The sequence below is a fragment of the Martinezella rhizogenes genome (assembly GCF_000799715.1).
In the GTDB taxonomy this organism is placed as follows: Bacteria; Pseudomonadota; Alphaproteobacteria; order Rhizobiales; family Rhizobiaceae; genus Rhizobium; species Rhizobium rhizogenes_C.
The window spans coordinates 417,257-431,923 of the sequence record NZ_JUHG01000015.1; the positions used below are offsets into that span (position 1 = coordinate 417,257).

Here is a 14,667-nt window from a genome sequence, read left to right on the forward strand (position 1 = left end):
TCAGGCTTGGGTTGTGGGGGCAGCGGTGCGCTCGTAGCGCGCCATGGCCGCCTTGAAGATCGAAAGGAACCGGCGACCGTCGAGACCCGTGGCTATCCGCGTGGTCTTGGCCCCCTCGCCGCCCGGCAGGATCTGGTGGCCGCGATAGGCGACCGTCTGGCCGCGCGCGACGCCTTTGTCGAGCACCACGTCGGCAAAAAGCGGCTCGGTGGTCGCGACGAGATCGGGCGCGAAGCAAAGTGCGACAGTAATGACGTCGTCCATCGGAAAGCCGACGAGGCCGAAGAATTCGCGCCAGATGTCGATATAGATCGGGAAGGTATCGCGGATCATGGCGACAACCGGATTGTCATGCATTATGGCAGTCATGTCAGCCAAGCCGTCGCGCGTCAGCATGCTGTCGGCCACGCGATTATCCTCGCAAACGTCAAGCGGCACGAGGATCTTCTTTACATCGGCGTTGAGCACGATGCGCGCTGCCTCCGGATCAGCCCAGATATTGTATTCCGACAGTGGCGTCATATTGCCGGGCGTGGTGAAGTTTCCACCGAGAACGAGCATGTTCTTGAGCAGCGAGGGCAGCGACGGCTCCTGAAGAAAAGCCATGGCGGCGTTAGTGGTTGGTCCCGTGGTCACCAGCGTGATCTCCCCGGGGCTGGCCTTTACCGTCTCGATGATGAAGTCCACCGCATGGCCGGGGCTGGCGGGGCGCTTCGGCTCTGGCGCCGGCGGATTGAAGTCTTTCAGCCGCTCGCCGAAGCGGGCGGTCAGCCGCTTCTCGAAATGGACCGGCGCTTCCATGTCAGCCTTGGAATTGCCGACAAGCGGCCGCCAGGCGCCGGCATGAACGGGAATGTCGTCGCGTCCGGCAAGCGAGAGTGTGTTGAGGACGACATTGGTCACCTGGGTGATCGGCCCGGCGGCGCCGGTAACGGTCGTCACGCCCTCCAGCTTGATTTCCGGATGGGCGGCGGCAAAGAGCACGGCGAGGATATCGTCGCCGGCGGAGTCTACGTCGAGGATGATGCGCTGCATGGGGAGGCCTTCGAAATCGTCAGGAGGTTTTCAGGAGCGGGGAAGTGGCGCGTCTCGCGCCTCTTCCGTCGCCGAGGAATGGGTCAACGCGCGACGTATGGTGTCGAGCGTCTCGCGGATCATCTTCGGCCGCCCACGCCAGGAGAGTGCGAACAGCGCGGCAAGCGCTACGGCATAGGGCACGGCGAGAACGAGATATGAGGGAAAGCCGAACGTCTGGAGCCTGAGCGAGAAGGCGTCGGCAAAGCCGAAGAGCAGGCAACCCGCCAGAACCTTCAGGGGGTCGCCGGCCGAGAAGATCAGGATTGCGACCGCCATGAAGCCGCGCCCCGATGACATGTTCTCGGTGAACATGGTGATATAGCCGAGCGACATATGCGCGCCTGCAAGCCCCGCCAGCAGACCGCAGAGCAGCGAGGCGGCATAACGCACCTGCGCAATCGAAATGCCTAGTGCTTCGGCCGCTTCAGGCTTCTCGCCGACCACGCGGATATACAGCCCCAGGCGCGTGCGGCCGTAGAAAAGAATAAGCAGCGGCACGGCGATGAAAGCCACGTAGACAAGGGGAGTGTAGCCGGAGATCAACTGCGCGTAGGCTGGGCCCAGCACCTCGCGTGCGCCAGGCACCTGCAGCTTTGGGAGGCCGACTATGCCGCGCCCGACGATCGAACCGCGTGTGCCGAAGATCGCCTTCATGAGCGAGACGGTCATGCCGCCGGCGAGAATGTTGAGCGCCAGCCCCACCACCACCTCGTTCGCCCGGAAGCTGACGACCAGCACCGCATAAACCAGTGCGAAGACGAGTGCGGCGGCAACGCCGATCAGAAGCCCGCCAATCGAGGAGCCTGTCCAGATCGAGCCGAGTACCGCAAAGAAGGCGGAAATCAACATCTGGCCTTCCAGCCCGATATTGAAGATGCCGGCCTTGGTGGTGAACGACCCACCGAGCGCCACGAGCAGGATCGGCGCCGTTGTGCGGATCGTCGCCACCAGCAGCGCGACGTTGAAGAGACTGTTCAGAATTTCCATCGGCGCTCTCCCGTGCGGTCGCCGCGACGGCGCATCAAGAGGTCGGCCGATACGGCCAGAATGATCAAAGCCTGGATGACGGTGATGATCTCGCGCGAGGCGGTGGTATCGACTTCAAGAAGCAACGAACCGGATCTAAGCGCGCCGAAGAACAGGGCTGTGAAGATGGTGCCGATAGGCGAACCATTGGCGAGCAGCGCCGCGATCACGCCGTCGAAGCCGAAGCCGGGCGCAAACCCTTCCATGAAGCGATGATGCACACCGAGCGTCTCGATGCCGCCAGCAAGTCCGCCGACCGCACCGGAGGCAAGCAGCACACCGAAGCCGACGCGGCGGACATTGATGCCGCCATATTCGGCGAATTTCGGCGCCGAGCCGACCATGGTGACGGCGTAACCAGCCGAGGTCCACCGGAAGAAGGCGGCAACTGCGACCGCGAGCGCCAGTCCGATCAGGAGGCCAATATTGAGCCGGGAAAAGGAGAATAGCTCCGGCAGATAGGCGTTTTCACGGATCGGCGGCGTTTCCGACCAGCCGCCCGGCCGCTTGAACAGGAAGATAGTGAAGTAAGAGGTGAGCAGCGTCGCGATGTAATTGGCCAGGATGGTGGAGACCACCTCATTGGTGCCGAAGCGCACCCGGAAAAAAGCAGGGATTGCTACCCAGGCGGCGCCCGCGACAATCGCGAGTGAGATGGCCGCCAGCACATGCAGGACCGGCGGAAGATCGAAGGTGAAGCCGACCCAGGCAGCTGCAAAACCGCCAAGGAAAAGCTGCCCTTCGATACCGATATTGAACATGCCACCGCGCAGACCGATGCAGGCGGCTATGCCGCAGATCAGGATTGGCGTCGTCTGCAAAAGAGTGCCGGCTATCTTCTCCTCATCGCCAAAGGCGCCGCGCATCAGTGTCAGCAACACGGTGACCGGGTTCTCATCGATCATTAGGATTATGACCGCGCCAATTGCCAACGCGATGATAAAGGCGAGTGCCTGGCCGGTCATTGTCCGCAGCAGTCTATCGGAAAACAGGCGAGGTTTCATAAGGTCTCCTTGGCGTCTGCCGGGTCAACACCGGCCATCATGAGTCCGATCTCTTCCTCGTCCATCTCAGCACCGTCCATCGCGCCCATGATCCGGCCGTCGAACATGACGAGGATGCGGTCGGCGAGGGTCTTGAGTTCGTTAAGCTGGGTGGAGATGAGCAAAATAGCCTTGCCCGCGTCGCGCTGGCGCATGATCTCGTCGTGGATCGCCTCCTGCGCGCCGATATCGACGCCACGCGTTGGCTGGTCGATCAATAGCAGATCGCCAGCGGCAGTGAATTCCCGCGCTAAAACCACCTTCTGGATATTTCCACCCGACAGGCTGCCTGCTGTATCCTTCGTCCCCCGGGCACGGATATCGAACCGTTTGATCAATGCATTCGTTTCGCTGTGCACTGCCTTCCAGTCGATAACGCCGTAGCGGGCAAAGGGGCGCTGGCGCTGGCGGCCCATCAGCATGTTGACGGCAAGTGTTGCGTTGCGGTCCACCCCGCGCACCATCCGGTCTCCGGGCACATGCGCGAGCCCACGCGCGCGGATCGCGGCGGGCGGCATGTTGAGGATTTCGCGACCATGCAGAAGGGCGCTTCCGTGGCTTGGCGGCCGCAGACCGGACAGCACCTCGGCAAGCTCCGTCTGACCATTGCCGGCGACGCCCGCAATGCCGACGATTTCGCCAGCCCTGACGGAAAGATCCACAGACTTCAGAGCGGCCAGGCGGCGGTCATCGCGAGCCCAGAGATCAGAAACCGTCAATACCGGCAACCCGGACGAGGCCGTGCGCGGACGACGGTCGAAACTCACATCACGCCCGACCATCAGTCGCACCAGTTCGCGCTTCGACAGCTCCGCCTTCGGCTTGGTGGCGACCTCGCGCCCGTCGCGCAGAACCGTGATCGTGTCCGAAACGGCCATCACCTCTTCCAGATGATGGGAAATGAAGATCACCGTCATCCCGTCGTCGACAAAGCTACGCAGCGTCTGGAAGAGGTCGCGGCTTTCCTGCGGCGTGAGGACCGCCGTGGGTTCGTCAAGGATGATGGTACGGGCATTGCGGGCAAGGACCTTGAGGATTTCGATGCGCTGCTCAATGCCGACCGACAGGCCGGCCACCCGCTCCTCCGCATCCACCCGCAGACCAAATTTTTGCGATAGCGCCCGCGTTCGTTCCACTTGGGCAGCGCGGTCAATCAAGCCACCATGGCGGACTTCCATGCCGAGAAAAATGTTATCGGCGACGGTCAGCGAAGGCACCAGCTTAAAATGCTGGTGCACCATACCGAGACCCTCGTTGATGGCGATCGCCGGGCTGTCGACCACTATTGGCTTGCCGCCGATCGAAATACTGCCCTCATCGGGCTGCAGCAGGCCAAAGAGGATGTTCATCAGCGTCGTCTTGCCAGCGCCGTTCTCGCCGATGATCGCGTGGATCTCGCCACGCCGGACGGCAAGGTTGATACCGTCATTGGCGGTAAAAGCGCCAAAACGCTTGGTGATGCCCGTGAGTTCTACGGCAAGGTCCATGAAGCGTACACTTACGAATAAGGGTGGAAGAAGGAGCGCGGCGATCCAGACCAGACCGAGGCGCCGAACCGGCATTCGCCAACCGACTCTCTTATCTGCGCCGGCAGAATACCGTTTCGACAGTCAAGAGCCATGCCGGAATCCAACGAATGAAAGAGATGCCGGGTGTCCCCGAGCATCTCGTCACTTCGCCCCGATCACTTCGCCTTTGCGATCTGGATCTTGCCTGCAATGACGTCCTTTTGCAGTGCCGCCAGCTTGTCCTTGATCTCGGCCGGAAGCTTCGCGGCCACGTCCTGGCAGAGCTTGACCTCGACACCACCGGAGGCCAGATCGAAGGTGCGCGTCCCGGGAGTGACCTTTCGGCCTTCCACCTCGTCCTTGATGATCGCGTAAACCGCGACATCCCCGCGCTTCAGCATGCTGGCGAGCACGTTGCCCGGCGCGCTGCCGCACATGTCGATATCGACGCCAAGCGAATATTTGTCGGCGGTAGCGCTCGCCTGCATCACGCCCTCGCCCGTCGGGCCGGCGACGTTGTAGACGATGTCAGAACCCTGACCATAGAGCGTCATGGCAAGCTCGCTGCCTTTGGCCGGGTCATCGAAGGTGCCGGCAAAGACCGAGTTCACCTTCACATCCGGCGCAGCATATTTTGCGCCTTGCTCGTAACCGCCGAGGAAGTTGCGAATAACGGGAATGTCGCGGCCACCGACAAAGCCGATCGCCTTGCCGTCGCCGATCTTGTCGAATTTCGGCCCCATGTCTTCGACCATGCCGGCCAAAGCACCGGCGACGAAGGAGCCCTGCTCCTCGGCAAAATTGGCATAGATCATCTTTTTGCTGTCGAGCACGCCGTCGATGAAGACGAAGCGCTGGTTCGGATAGGCGGCGCTGACCTTCTGTAGCGCATCGGCCAATTCCCATCCCATGACGAAGATAAGATCGTACTGGCCGCTCTTGGCGAGGTTGGTGAACTGTTCCTCATAATCGAGGGCGCGGTTGCCGGTATCGACGAGCTTCAGATCGATGCCGAATTCATCCTTGGCTTTGTTCAGTCCGTTGACGATGGAGACGCCGAAGCCTTGCGCAAAATAGCCGGAAATCGCGGCCACATGCACCTTCTCAGTAGCAAAGGACGGTAGAGCTGAAGCAGCCAGCACGACGCCGGCCGCCAAAAAGCGAGTGAAAATCTTCATAGCGGTTCGATCCCTCTGGTAGCCTTATCGGCGGTTCCACCACATCAGTCTTTGATCGCCGATTTATTTGATGGTCATACGAATATTGTTTGGTGTCCGGCGGCTTGTCAATCCTTTTCTTGGGTCTTTGTCACAAGGCGAAAATGTCGGATATTATCATGCATTGGCCGCCGAATGCGGCTCTTCGTAACAAAGCCCCTACCCTTCCCCTCTGATCACTTGACAAATTCGAGCCGGAGTGGATTGTTAATACTCTAACAAGTTTTGGAGAAGTTCATGGCGAACGTCGTAGTGCGCAAATTTGTCGTCTCAGTGGATGAAATCTTTCATGAAGGCGGCCCAGCGGCCGAAACGCCGCTGAAGCGCGCGGCTGTGCTGGCCGTCATCGAGAACCCCTTCGCCGGATCCTACGTGGAGGAGATCGCCGCCTTCATGGAAGCACTGAAACCGCTGGGGCTCGAAATGGCCCGCCGGATGATTGACGCACTGGGTGGTGATCCCACCGTCGTGGAAGGCTATGGCAAAGGGGCGATCGTCGGCGCCGGCGGCGAGCTGGAGCATGCGGCGCTCTGGCACAATCCGGGCGGCTACGCCATGCGCGAACTCCTCGGCGACGCCAAGGCCATCGTCCCCTCGACCAAAAAGGTCGGCGGTCCTGGTACACGGCTCGATGTTCCAGTCACTCATATCAACGCCTCCTACGTCCGTAGCCATTTCGATGCGGTGGAAGTCGGCATCAACGACGCGCCCCGCGCGAAGGAAATGGTGGTCGCGCTTACCATGACGACTGGCCCGCGCATTCATGCTCGTGTCGGCGGGTTGAAGACGAGCGAGATCAAGGGCGAGGATGGCCTGCGATGAGCAAACATACGGAAATTGGCTTGCGCCGGATTATCACGGTGATGGAGGAAACGCTGATCGAGGGCGGCAGGAAGCTCGATACGCCAACGCGGCGCGCAGCCTCGGTCGCGGTGATCGAGAACCCTTTCGCCGGCCGATATGTGGAAGATCTTTCACCACTAATGCACGTCGGTCGGGTGCTCGGCCGGCTCCTGCCCGAGCGGGCGGTCGCGGCCCTCGGGATCGCCGGCCATGAGGTGGAAAGCTTCGGCAAGGCCGCGCTGGTCGGAGAGGATGGCGAATTGGAACATGCGGCGGCCCTGTTGCACCCCGAGCTTGGCGCGCCATTTCGCGATGTACTCGGCGGCGGCGCAGCTCTTATCCCCTCCTCCAAAAAACGCGGCGGACCTGGCGCCCCCTTCGACGTACCGCTCGGCCACAAGGATGCCGCACGCGTGCGCAGCCATTTCGATGGCATGGAGGTGCGCGTACCCGACGCTCCGCGCGCTAACGAGATCGCGGTCGCGATCGTCGTCACCGACTCCGGACGCCCTCATCCGCGTGTCGGCGGGCTGACCAAGGACAAAGTCCAAGGCAAGGATGGTGTCATCTAAGCCGCCTCTCAGCGATATGCCGGAAGAGAACGAAGTGCCGCAGTTCGAACAGAACATACGGCGCTTGCATTGCCTCTTCTTGCTTCTCACCCGGCCATGAGTTCCGGCACGAGGATAGAGGGCGGCGTGTTGCGGCTGCGCCCGATGCGCGGAACGCCGTCGACGAGGATCATGCCGATACCCGGCATGTTGCCGAGCGTCATGCTGTCGAGCATACCGTCGCCTGCCCCGCCCATCGCCTGATCGATAAAGACGAGATCAGCGGCAAGGCCCGGCGCAATACGGCCACGATCCTCAAGGCCGCGAAGCTTGGCGACATTGCCTGTGGCAAAGCAGATCGCCGTCTCCGGCGCAACGTTTCCGAGCGACGCAAGCATGGTGACAAGACGCAGCATGCCGAGAGGCTGAACGCCGGAGCCCGCCGGCCCATCGGTGCCGAGCACCAGGCGGTCGAGCGCACCGATGTTGCGGATCGTGTCGAGCACGAAGAGGGCGGCGCGCATGTTGCCATTGTGCACGATTTCCAGTCCGCGACGGCTCTCCTCGCAGATCAGCTTCAGCTCCGATTCCGGTAAGGAAGTCGGCCCGCCGTTGAGATGCGCGGCGACATCCGCATCGACTTCCAGCACGGTTTCCGCTCCGATGCGAGCAGAGCCGGGGATCGAATGGCCGCCCGTGTGGGTCATGGAGGTCATGCCGTTCTGGCGAGCCCAGTCGATCATCTTTCGGCCCGTCGGTCCATCCTTGACTCCACCGAGGCCCACTTCTCCGACCAGCGTGATCCCGGCGGCGGCAAGTTCGCGGAAATCCGCCTCCGTCAGCCCGTGTTCAAGGATCAACGCACCGGCGAGGACCTTCATGCCAGAGGGCGAGAAGGCACTAAAGGCGCGCTGTGCGGTGATCGCCAGCGCCTTGACCCCGACAACATCGTGCGGCCGGCCAGGCACATGCACCTCGCCGGCCGAAACCAGCGTCGTCACGCCGCCATGCAGGGTGGAGTCGATCCAGCCGATCTGGTTCTGGCGCGGCGTCCAGTCGCCCATCACGGGATGGGCATGGTTATCGATCATCCCCGGCATGATCGACGACCCCTTGGCGTCGATCACACGCATCGCCCCGGACAGCGTCATGTCCTTCTCGCGTCCGACTGCGACGATCTTCCCGTGCTCCACGAGGATCGCATCGGCCTTGGCGATCGGAGCCGCAAGATCGCCCGTCAGCACGAGGCCGAGATTGCGGATGACGAGGCGGTCGGGGCCGCCGGCTGGGTTGGAAGAATGCGGCATCATGTAGTCCTTCGGTCTGATTTCCGGACTTGGTCCGTGGCAATATTTTCGATTTGCCCGACGATTTGGACGCGCCTCTTCCATCGCACGGCAGAGCAGCCGTGCGGGCCGTTATGCGTTCCTCACTGTTTATCGGGCCGATACGCCTTTAAGCGTATCAAGATTTTCTTCACCGGCATGCTTTAGCGCCGGACAGGGCAAGGTTGCCGGCGCTGCCGGAGCATGCCGCAACGGCGCCCCTCTACTCTGTCGTCTCCGATCCGCCGATGCGATTCAAAAGATCGAGGAGCGTCGCCTGCTCTCCAGGCGTCAACGGCGAAAGCAGCCGGCGCGCGACTTCCATGCTCAGATCCAGCAAGGGGAGCGTGAACTGAACGCCCGCATTCGTCAGGGTGATCATGGTCATGCGTTGATCGGTATCGGATCGCTTGCGCGCGATAAGTCCCCGTTTCATCAACGCCTTGACAACAAGGCTGATCGTTGAGGGATCCATCTGGGTCATGCGACCGAGATAGTTCTGCGACAGCTCGCCATGCTTCAGAAGGGTTGCCAGTGCCGCGTGCTGGGTGGGTGTCAGATCGCCAACCGGCATGATCTCCTGGAAGCAGGCGGTGGCACGCTGATGCGCCCGGCGAAGGAGATGAGCCGGATGATGTTCGAGCGCATAACCGGTGCGTGCATAATAGGCAAGGATCTCCTCATGTCCAAGTGCCGGCGCTTCAACTGCCGTTTTCGCGCCGCTTTCCGTGGAGATCTGGTTCATCGTATCGAGTTTGCTCAAATCCGGTTCCGTTCGGCTGCCTACGTCCGGCGGTGCCGCCAGCCGTCCTGTTTCATGTCCATGAGAAAGGGTATTCTCCACTCAATCAAGCCGCAATCATATTGCTGATTGCCGCTCCACGGTTGAGCGAGGCAACCACACTTTCCGCATCTGATACGACCCCGAAATGCGTGGCGATATCGTAGAGCGAGCTTTCCTGCTCGCGCGAACCGGTCGCGGCACAGGCATCTGCCGGCACAACGACTTCATAGCCGTTGAAAAAGGCGTCATGCACCGTCGAGCGTACGCAGATATTCGTGACGACACCGAAGACGACGAGTTGGTCGATCTGCATGTCTTTCAGGGTCAGATCCAGATCCGTCTGGAAAAAGGCGGAATAGCGCCGTTTGATGACGTGTATCTCGTCCGCCCGTGCGCCCAGATCCTCGATGATCTCGGTGGCCCAGGTGTTTTCCAGGCTATGTGGCGTGCGTTTGGCCCATTCGCGCTCATGGCGCATGCCCGGACGATGGGCGTCATGTATCCAAATGACCGGCGCACCCGCCGCGCGCGCCGCCGTAATCAGCGCCACCTGCGCCGGCAAGAGCGCCTCATAGCCCGGCAGCACCATCTTGCCGCCAGGCTTGCAGAACTCGTTGATCATGTCGATCACCAGCAACGCTGCACGCTTGGGGTTCAGGCGGACCTCATGTTGATTGAGATGAGCAGAAAAGACGTCGAGCGGCATGGTCGGCTTCCTGTTCGCGAAGGTGGAATAGCGCAACAATTTACTTGATGATCAAACAAGCAAGTGAAGGCACGCAAAGTCAAGAACTTTCTCCACCACCTCTATGAATTTGGCTAATTTTGCCGATTTTCTGGCATTCCTGGTGATGTTTCAGGCATCATCACTTCACGTTTCAATTCACTTGACAAGCGATAATCCTTGATCCTTACTCATATGACCATCAACGATATGGTCGCGACGCCACGCGTCGAACGCAAGCACAAAGAGGGGTTCCGTCATGCCTGATTCTTTGCCTGTCTCCCATTGCATACCTCAACGCCCACGCATCACATGGGCAAACCGTCTGCTGGCGATCGCGCTCGGGCTCTCCGTCGCTTTTCTGCCGATCGCGGCGGAAGCCGATGGCATCACGCTCAAGGTCTTCGGCGGTTCGTCGCTCGACGTCCTCGCACCACGCGAACAGCCTGAGGTACAGACTCGCATCCGCGAGGAAGTGGTCTCCGGTTTTCTTAAAGCCCATCCCGAAGTCTCCGCCGTGGAATGGGATGCACAGGGGCCACAATCCGGCTCTCTGCAGCGGATGATGACCGCCAAGCTCTCCAGCCAGGAGATGGACCTCGTTGCCTGCTCCGCCTTCTGGGTGAATGGCGCCTATGTGCGTCGCGGCCTCCTTCGCCCGATCACCGAGGAGGAGGCGAAGCCCTTCGCTGGCAATGTCGACCAGGCAAGCTTTGGCGCTTTCACCATCAACGGCAAGCTCTACGGCGTGCCGATCAGTTCGCTCTCGACCTCGACGATCTTCTACAATGCCGATCTCTTCAAGAAACTCGGTATCCCCACGCCGCCGACCTATGAAGACCTAAAGGTCGCCGTACCGAAGTTGAAACAGGCCGGCGTAATTCCGCTTCTGCACCAGGGCGCGAATGCGGTCATGTGGCCCATGTGGTTCTTCGAAACCATATCCCAGTCGAGCGGCGACCCGGTCGGCCTTACCCAGTCGCAACTCGAAGGCAAGGAGCCTTTCGACGACGCAGCGAGTGTCGAAGCCTTCCGCCTGGTCAAGCAATGGGTGGACGATGGCATCCTGTCGAAGGATTCGCTATCGGTCGACATGGAAGGCATGCGGGCCGCCTTTGCCAGTGGCAAGAGCGCCATGTATTACGGCGGCACCTGGGAAATCCCCTCGCTCAAGGAGAACGTCAAGGGCTTTGCCTGGGGTGTCTTCCCCTTCCCCAAGATGCCTGGCACCAAGGGTGATCCGAAGCATGGCGGAGGCGCTGACAACGGCATGTGTCTTTCGGCCTCCATCCCGGAAGAAAAGGTCAAGCCTGCGCTCGATTTCATCGCCTATCTGACCAAGCCCGAGGTCGCGAAGATCTACCTCGCCGCCGACCAGCCGATCGCCACCTCGATCAAGGGCGTGGACGGCGTGGATGAGGCCTATGCCAAGGATCTGCGCGCCACCACCTTCCCCAATACGATCAAGTTCCTCGACTGGATCTGGCCGAGCGAGGTGACGACGGCCGTGGCTTCCGGGATCGCCGGCGTCGTCGGCGGCACGGCGACGCCCGAAGATGCCGCAAAAAGCGTTCGGGCCGCTTTCAAGACCCTGGTCGACGACGGCAACTGGCCACCGAAGGATTGATTGCCAATTTCGGTAAGTCCGGCGGCGGGTGAAAAGGCCCTCCCAACCCCTGATCCGCCGCCATGGCTTGCCTCGTCCGCCGGCATGACTCTCCGTGCCGGCGGACGCCCCGAGCAATGCTCTCGCATCCCCGTATCGGCCGCAAGAAAACGCGGCAGAAGAAGAAAGAAGAGCCTATGACCCGTTCCGCCCGACAGCGTTTCTCGATCGGTTACCACCTCAACAGCTGGGATCTCACCGGCCAGCCTCTGCGTCCCGCGCTGGAATTTCTCGCCGGCGAAGGCTTCGGCTGGTTCGAGATCCTCGCTTTCACCAGCCTCTCCGACCAGTTCGCCCGCAAATACATGCAACTCGGCGATCTCGCACCATCAGGCGTGACGACGGATACTGATATCCTGCGCCGCTATGCGCTGTTGTCCGAGGCACAAAGCGATCTCGGCATCCGTCTCTCCTCGCTCTACGTCAACGCCACCTTCGTCAATCCGGTGCTGTGGGAGTATGAACGCGGCTGCCTCATTTCGCTTGCCCGTCTGCTCAAAGGCTTCGGCGCACCAGTCCTCGTCCTCGGCGGCGGCCCCTCGGAGGCCTCCGGCAGCAGGCATGGCAAAGAAGACTACAAAGTCTTCTGCCGGGCGCTTGAGGATATCGGCCGCCGCACGGCCGATCTTGGCATTGCTACCGTCTACCATCCACATCTCGACACGTTCATCGAACGTCGAGACCAGCTCGACCGGATGATGGACGAACTCGACACCCACCATGCTGGACTGTGCATCGATCCCGCCCACCTCGCCCAGACTCATTCCGATCCGGTGGCTGCGCTGAAGACCTACATCTCGGCGGTGCGCTACATGCATTTGAAGGACACCAAGGTGGACGACAGCCTGGTCGGGCCGGAACGCTACGCCGCTTTCTGCGAACTCGGCGCCGGGGTGGTCGATCTGCCCGGCCTCGTCGATGTCCTTCTCGACGCCGACTACGAAGGGCTCGCCCTCGTCGAACTCGACGCCTCGCAGAAGACGGCGGAGCAGAGCGCGCGCGAAAGCATCGCCTATCTGACCGGCACGCTCGGCCTCACGCTTAACCCCACCAAGGCCTGAAGGGACGAGCGAGATGGCTGTGACGGCGAAAAGACGCATCCGGCTCGACGGTGACGGCATGGTGGCGACGCTGATGCTGGCGCCAGCGGCCGTGCTCTTCTCGCTATTCTTTCTCTGGCCTTTCGCCCGGGGCCTATGGATCAGCTTGACGCGCTGGGACGGGTTTTCCCCGCCGGTGTTCATCGGCGCCGGCAATTACCTCAAGCTCCTGCGCGACAGCCTGTTCCTCGGCGCGCTGGAGAACAACCTGATTTTCGTGGTCGCGATCCTGATCTTCAAGAATTTGCTCGGCCTTGGGCTTGCAATGCTGCTCGACCGGGCGCTGTTCCTGCGCGGACCGATCCGTGCGGCGGTCTTCATTCCCGTGACCCTCTCCTTTGCCGCCACCGGGCTGCTCTGGTCCTGGATCTACAATCCGGTCTTCGGCCTTCTGAACGCCGCGCTCGACCTTCTCGGCCTGTCAGGCTTGCAACAATCGTGGCTGGGCGACGCTCATATCGCACTTTATTCCATCATCGCCGTCGACATCTGGAAATGGCTGGGCTTTCATGCCGTGATCTATCTCGCCGGCCTGCAGACGATCCCGCAAGATCTCTACGAGGCCGCCCGCCTCGACGGCGCCGGGCCGGTTGCCCGATTTCGCCATGTGACACTGCCCCTGATGATGCCGGTTGTTCTGATCAATGTCATCCTTGGCCTCTCGGGCGCTTTCGTGCGCAATTTCGATATCGTGCAAGTGTTGACCCAAGGCGGCCCGAACCACGCAACAGAGGTCGTCATGACGCTGATGGTCAAGACCGCTTTCCAGGACGGCAATATGGGTTATGCCAGCGCCATGGGCTATGCTCTGTTCCTCATCGTCGCTCTCGCCTGCGTGGCGCTTCTCGGCCTTATGCGCCGCTCGAAGGTGGATCTATGAGTATGACACTCCGCTCTCCCCTTCCGCTTGCCGCGGGCCGCAAGAATAGACGATCCTCCAGCCGGAGCTGGTGGCAGGATCGCGTCGACGGCCGCTCGTTGGGTGAACTCATCCTCGTCTATGCACTGCTCGCATTTGTGCTTGTGGAAACGCTCTATCCGCTTGCCTGGGTGCTCTTCGGCTCGCTGAAGACCAAGGACGAAATCCTCGCCAATATCTGGGGACCACCCTCAGGCTTCGTCTGGCAAAACTATGTCGAAGCCTGGCGAGGCTCCGGCATGGGTGCGCGCATCGTCAACAGCGCCGTCGTGACCGCCACCGCCTTGGCGCTGCTTGTCGCATCCGCAACACCAGCGGCCTATGCGCTTTCGCGGCTTGCCTTTCGCGGGCGCAACTTTGTTCTGGCCCTGGTCGTTGCCGCCATGCTGGTGCCGCCGCAGGTCATGGCCATTCCGCTGTTCATGACCGCGCGCGATCTCGGCCTCATCAACAGCCGGCTTGGCATCGCGCTGATTCATGCGGCGGCCAACCTGCCGCTCTCGATCTTCATCCTGCGCAGCTTCTTCCTGTCCCTGCCGATGGAGCTCGAAGACGCCGCCCGCATGGATGGAGCGAGCCGGTTTCAGATCCTATGGCTGATCATGCTGCCCCTGGTGCGCCCAGGGATGGCGCTCGTCACCATCTTCGGCTTCATCGAGATCTGGAACGATTTCTTCCTCGCCTTCCTGCTGTTGCGCGATCCGGCGGTGCAGACCATTCCGCTCGGCCTTGTCGCCTTCTTCCAGCAATACGGCTCGATGTGGAACCTCTATTTTGCGGCGCTGACGATCACGACCCTGCCGGTGATCGTCGTCTTTGTGCTGATGCAGCGGCAGTTCGTCGCCGGACTGACGGCCGGCGCGGTGAAAGCATGAGACGGAGCC

14 protein-coding genes are annotated in these 14,667 nt (G+C 61.3%); 6 read left to right on the forward strand and 8 right to left on the reverse strand.

Annotated elements, in window-relative coordinates:
- From EX00_RS22050 to EX00_RS22070, 5 genes are all read right to left on the reverse strand, one after another.
- Positions 1-1,035 (reverse strand): nucleoside hydrolase, encoded by a 1,035-nt coding sequence (locus EX00_RS22050; RefSeq protein ID WP_047462703.1) that lies wholly within the window; start codon positions 1,033-1,035, stop codon positions 1-3.
- Between the two features lie 30 nt (positions 1,036-1,065).
- Positions 1,066-2,064 (reverse strand): ABC transporter permease, encoded by a 999-nt coding sequence (locus EX00_RS22055; RefSeq protein WP_047462704.1) that lies wholly within the window; start codon positions 2,062-2,064, stop codon positions 1,066-1,068.
- Positions 2,052-3,107, reverse strand: a complete 1,056-nt coding sequence (locus tag EX00_RS22060; protein WP_047462706.1) for an ABC transporter permease — start codon at positions 3,105-3,107, stop codon at positions 2,052-2,054. The genes EX00_RS22055 and EX00_RS22060 overlap by 13 nt, the downstream gene beginning before the upstream one ends.
- Positions 3,104-4,633 (reverse strand): ABC transporter ATP-binding protein, encoded by a 1,530-nt coding sequence (locus EX00_RS22065; protein WP_047462992.1) that lies wholly within the window; start codon positions 4,631-4,633, stop codon positions 3,104-3,106. Before EX00_RS22065 ends, EX00_RS22060 begins: the two co-directional genes overlap by 4 nt.
- A gap of 197 nt (positions 4,634-4,830) precedes the next feature.
- Positions 4,831-5,832, reverse strand: a complete 1,002-nt coding sequence (locus EX00_RS22070) for a BMP family lipoprotein (RefSeq protein ID WP_047462709.1) — start codon at positions 5,830-5,832, stop codon at positions 4,831-4,833.
- Positions 5,833-6,108: 276 nt separating this feature from the next.
- On the opposite strand from EX00_RS22070, the gene EX00_RS22075 reads away from it, so the two are divergent.
- Together EX00_RS22075 and EX00_RS22080 are read left to right on the forward strand one after the other, a co-directional pair.
- A complete protein-coding gene (locus EX00_RS22075; protein ID WP_047462711.1) occupies positions 6,109-6,693 on the forward strand; it encodes an amino acid synthesis family protein in 585 nt (194 codons plus the stop codon).
- Positions 6,690-7,286: an amino acid synthesis family protein gene (locus EX00_RS22080; protein WP_047462713.1), complete on the forward strand. Its 597-nt coding sequence runs from the start codon at positions 6,690-6,692 to the stop codon at positions 7,284-7,286. Before EX00_RS22075 ends, EX00_RS22080 begins: the two co-directional genes overlap by 4 nt.
- An 86-nt stretch (positions 7,287-7,372) precedes the next feature.
- Here EX00_RS22080 and EX00_RS22085 read toward each other — a convergent pair whose 3' ends face one another.
- The 3 genes from EX00_RS22085 to EX00_RS22095 all read right to left on the reverse strand — a co-directional run bounded on the left by EX00_RS22085 (position 7,373) and on the right by EX00_RS22095 (position 10,080).
- Positions 7,373-8,572, reverse strand: a complete 1,200-nt coding sequence (locus tag EX00_RS22085; RefSeq protein ID WP_047462995.1) for an amidohydrolase family protein — start codon at positions 8,570-8,572, stop codon at positions 7,373-7,375.
- Positions 8,573-8,813: 241 nt separating this feature from the next.
- Positions 8,814-9,353, reverse strand: a complete 540-nt coding sequence (locus EX00_RS22090) for a MarR family winged helix-turn-helix transcriptional regulator (RefSeq protein WP_234709083.1) — start codon at positions 9,351-9,353, stop codon at positions 8,814-8,816.
- Positions 9,354-9,438: 85 nt separating this feature from the next.
- Positions 9,439-10,080: a cysteine hydrolase family protein gene (locus EX00_RS22095; RefSeq protein ID WP_047462715.1), complete on the reverse strand. Its 642-nt coding sequence runs from the start codon at positions 10,078-10,080 to the stop codon at positions 9,439-9,441.
- Positions 10,081-10,357: 277 nt separating this feature from the next.
- Here EX00_RS22095 and EX00_RS22100 point away from each other — a divergent pair, with 277 nt between their 5' ends.
- The 4 genes from EX00_RS22100 to EX00_RS22115 all read left to right on the forward strand — a co-directional run bounded on the left by EX00_RS22100 (position 10,358) and on the right by EX00_RS22115 (position 14,658).
- Positions 10,358-11,725, forward strand: coding sequence for an ABC transporter substrate-binding protein (locus EX00_RS22100; RefSeq protein ID WP_047462717.1), 1,368 nt, complete (start codon positions 10,358-10,360; stop codon positions 11,723-11,725).
- Positions 11,726-11,901: 176 nt separating this feature from the next.
- Entirely contained in the window at positions 11,902-12,825 is a 924-nt protein-coding gene (locus tag EX00_RS22105) for a sugar phosphate isomerase/epimerase family protein (RefSeq protein WP_047463003.1), read from the forward strand.
- A gap of 13 nt (positions 12,826-12,838) precedes the next feature.
- A complete protein-coding gene (locus EX00_RS22110) occupies positions 12,839-13,744 on the forward strand; it encodes a carbohydrate ABC transporter permease (RefSeq protein WP_047462719.1) in 906 nt (301 codons plus the stop codon).
- Entirely contained in the window at positions 13,741-14,658 is a 918-nt protein-coding gene (locus tag EX00_RS22115; protein WP_234709084.1) for a carbohydrate ABC transporter permease, read from the forward strand. The genes EX00_RS22110 and EX00_RS22115 overlap by 4 nt, the downstream gene beginning before the upstream one ends.
- The last annotated feature ends 9 nt before the right edge of the window (positions 14,659-14,667 follow it).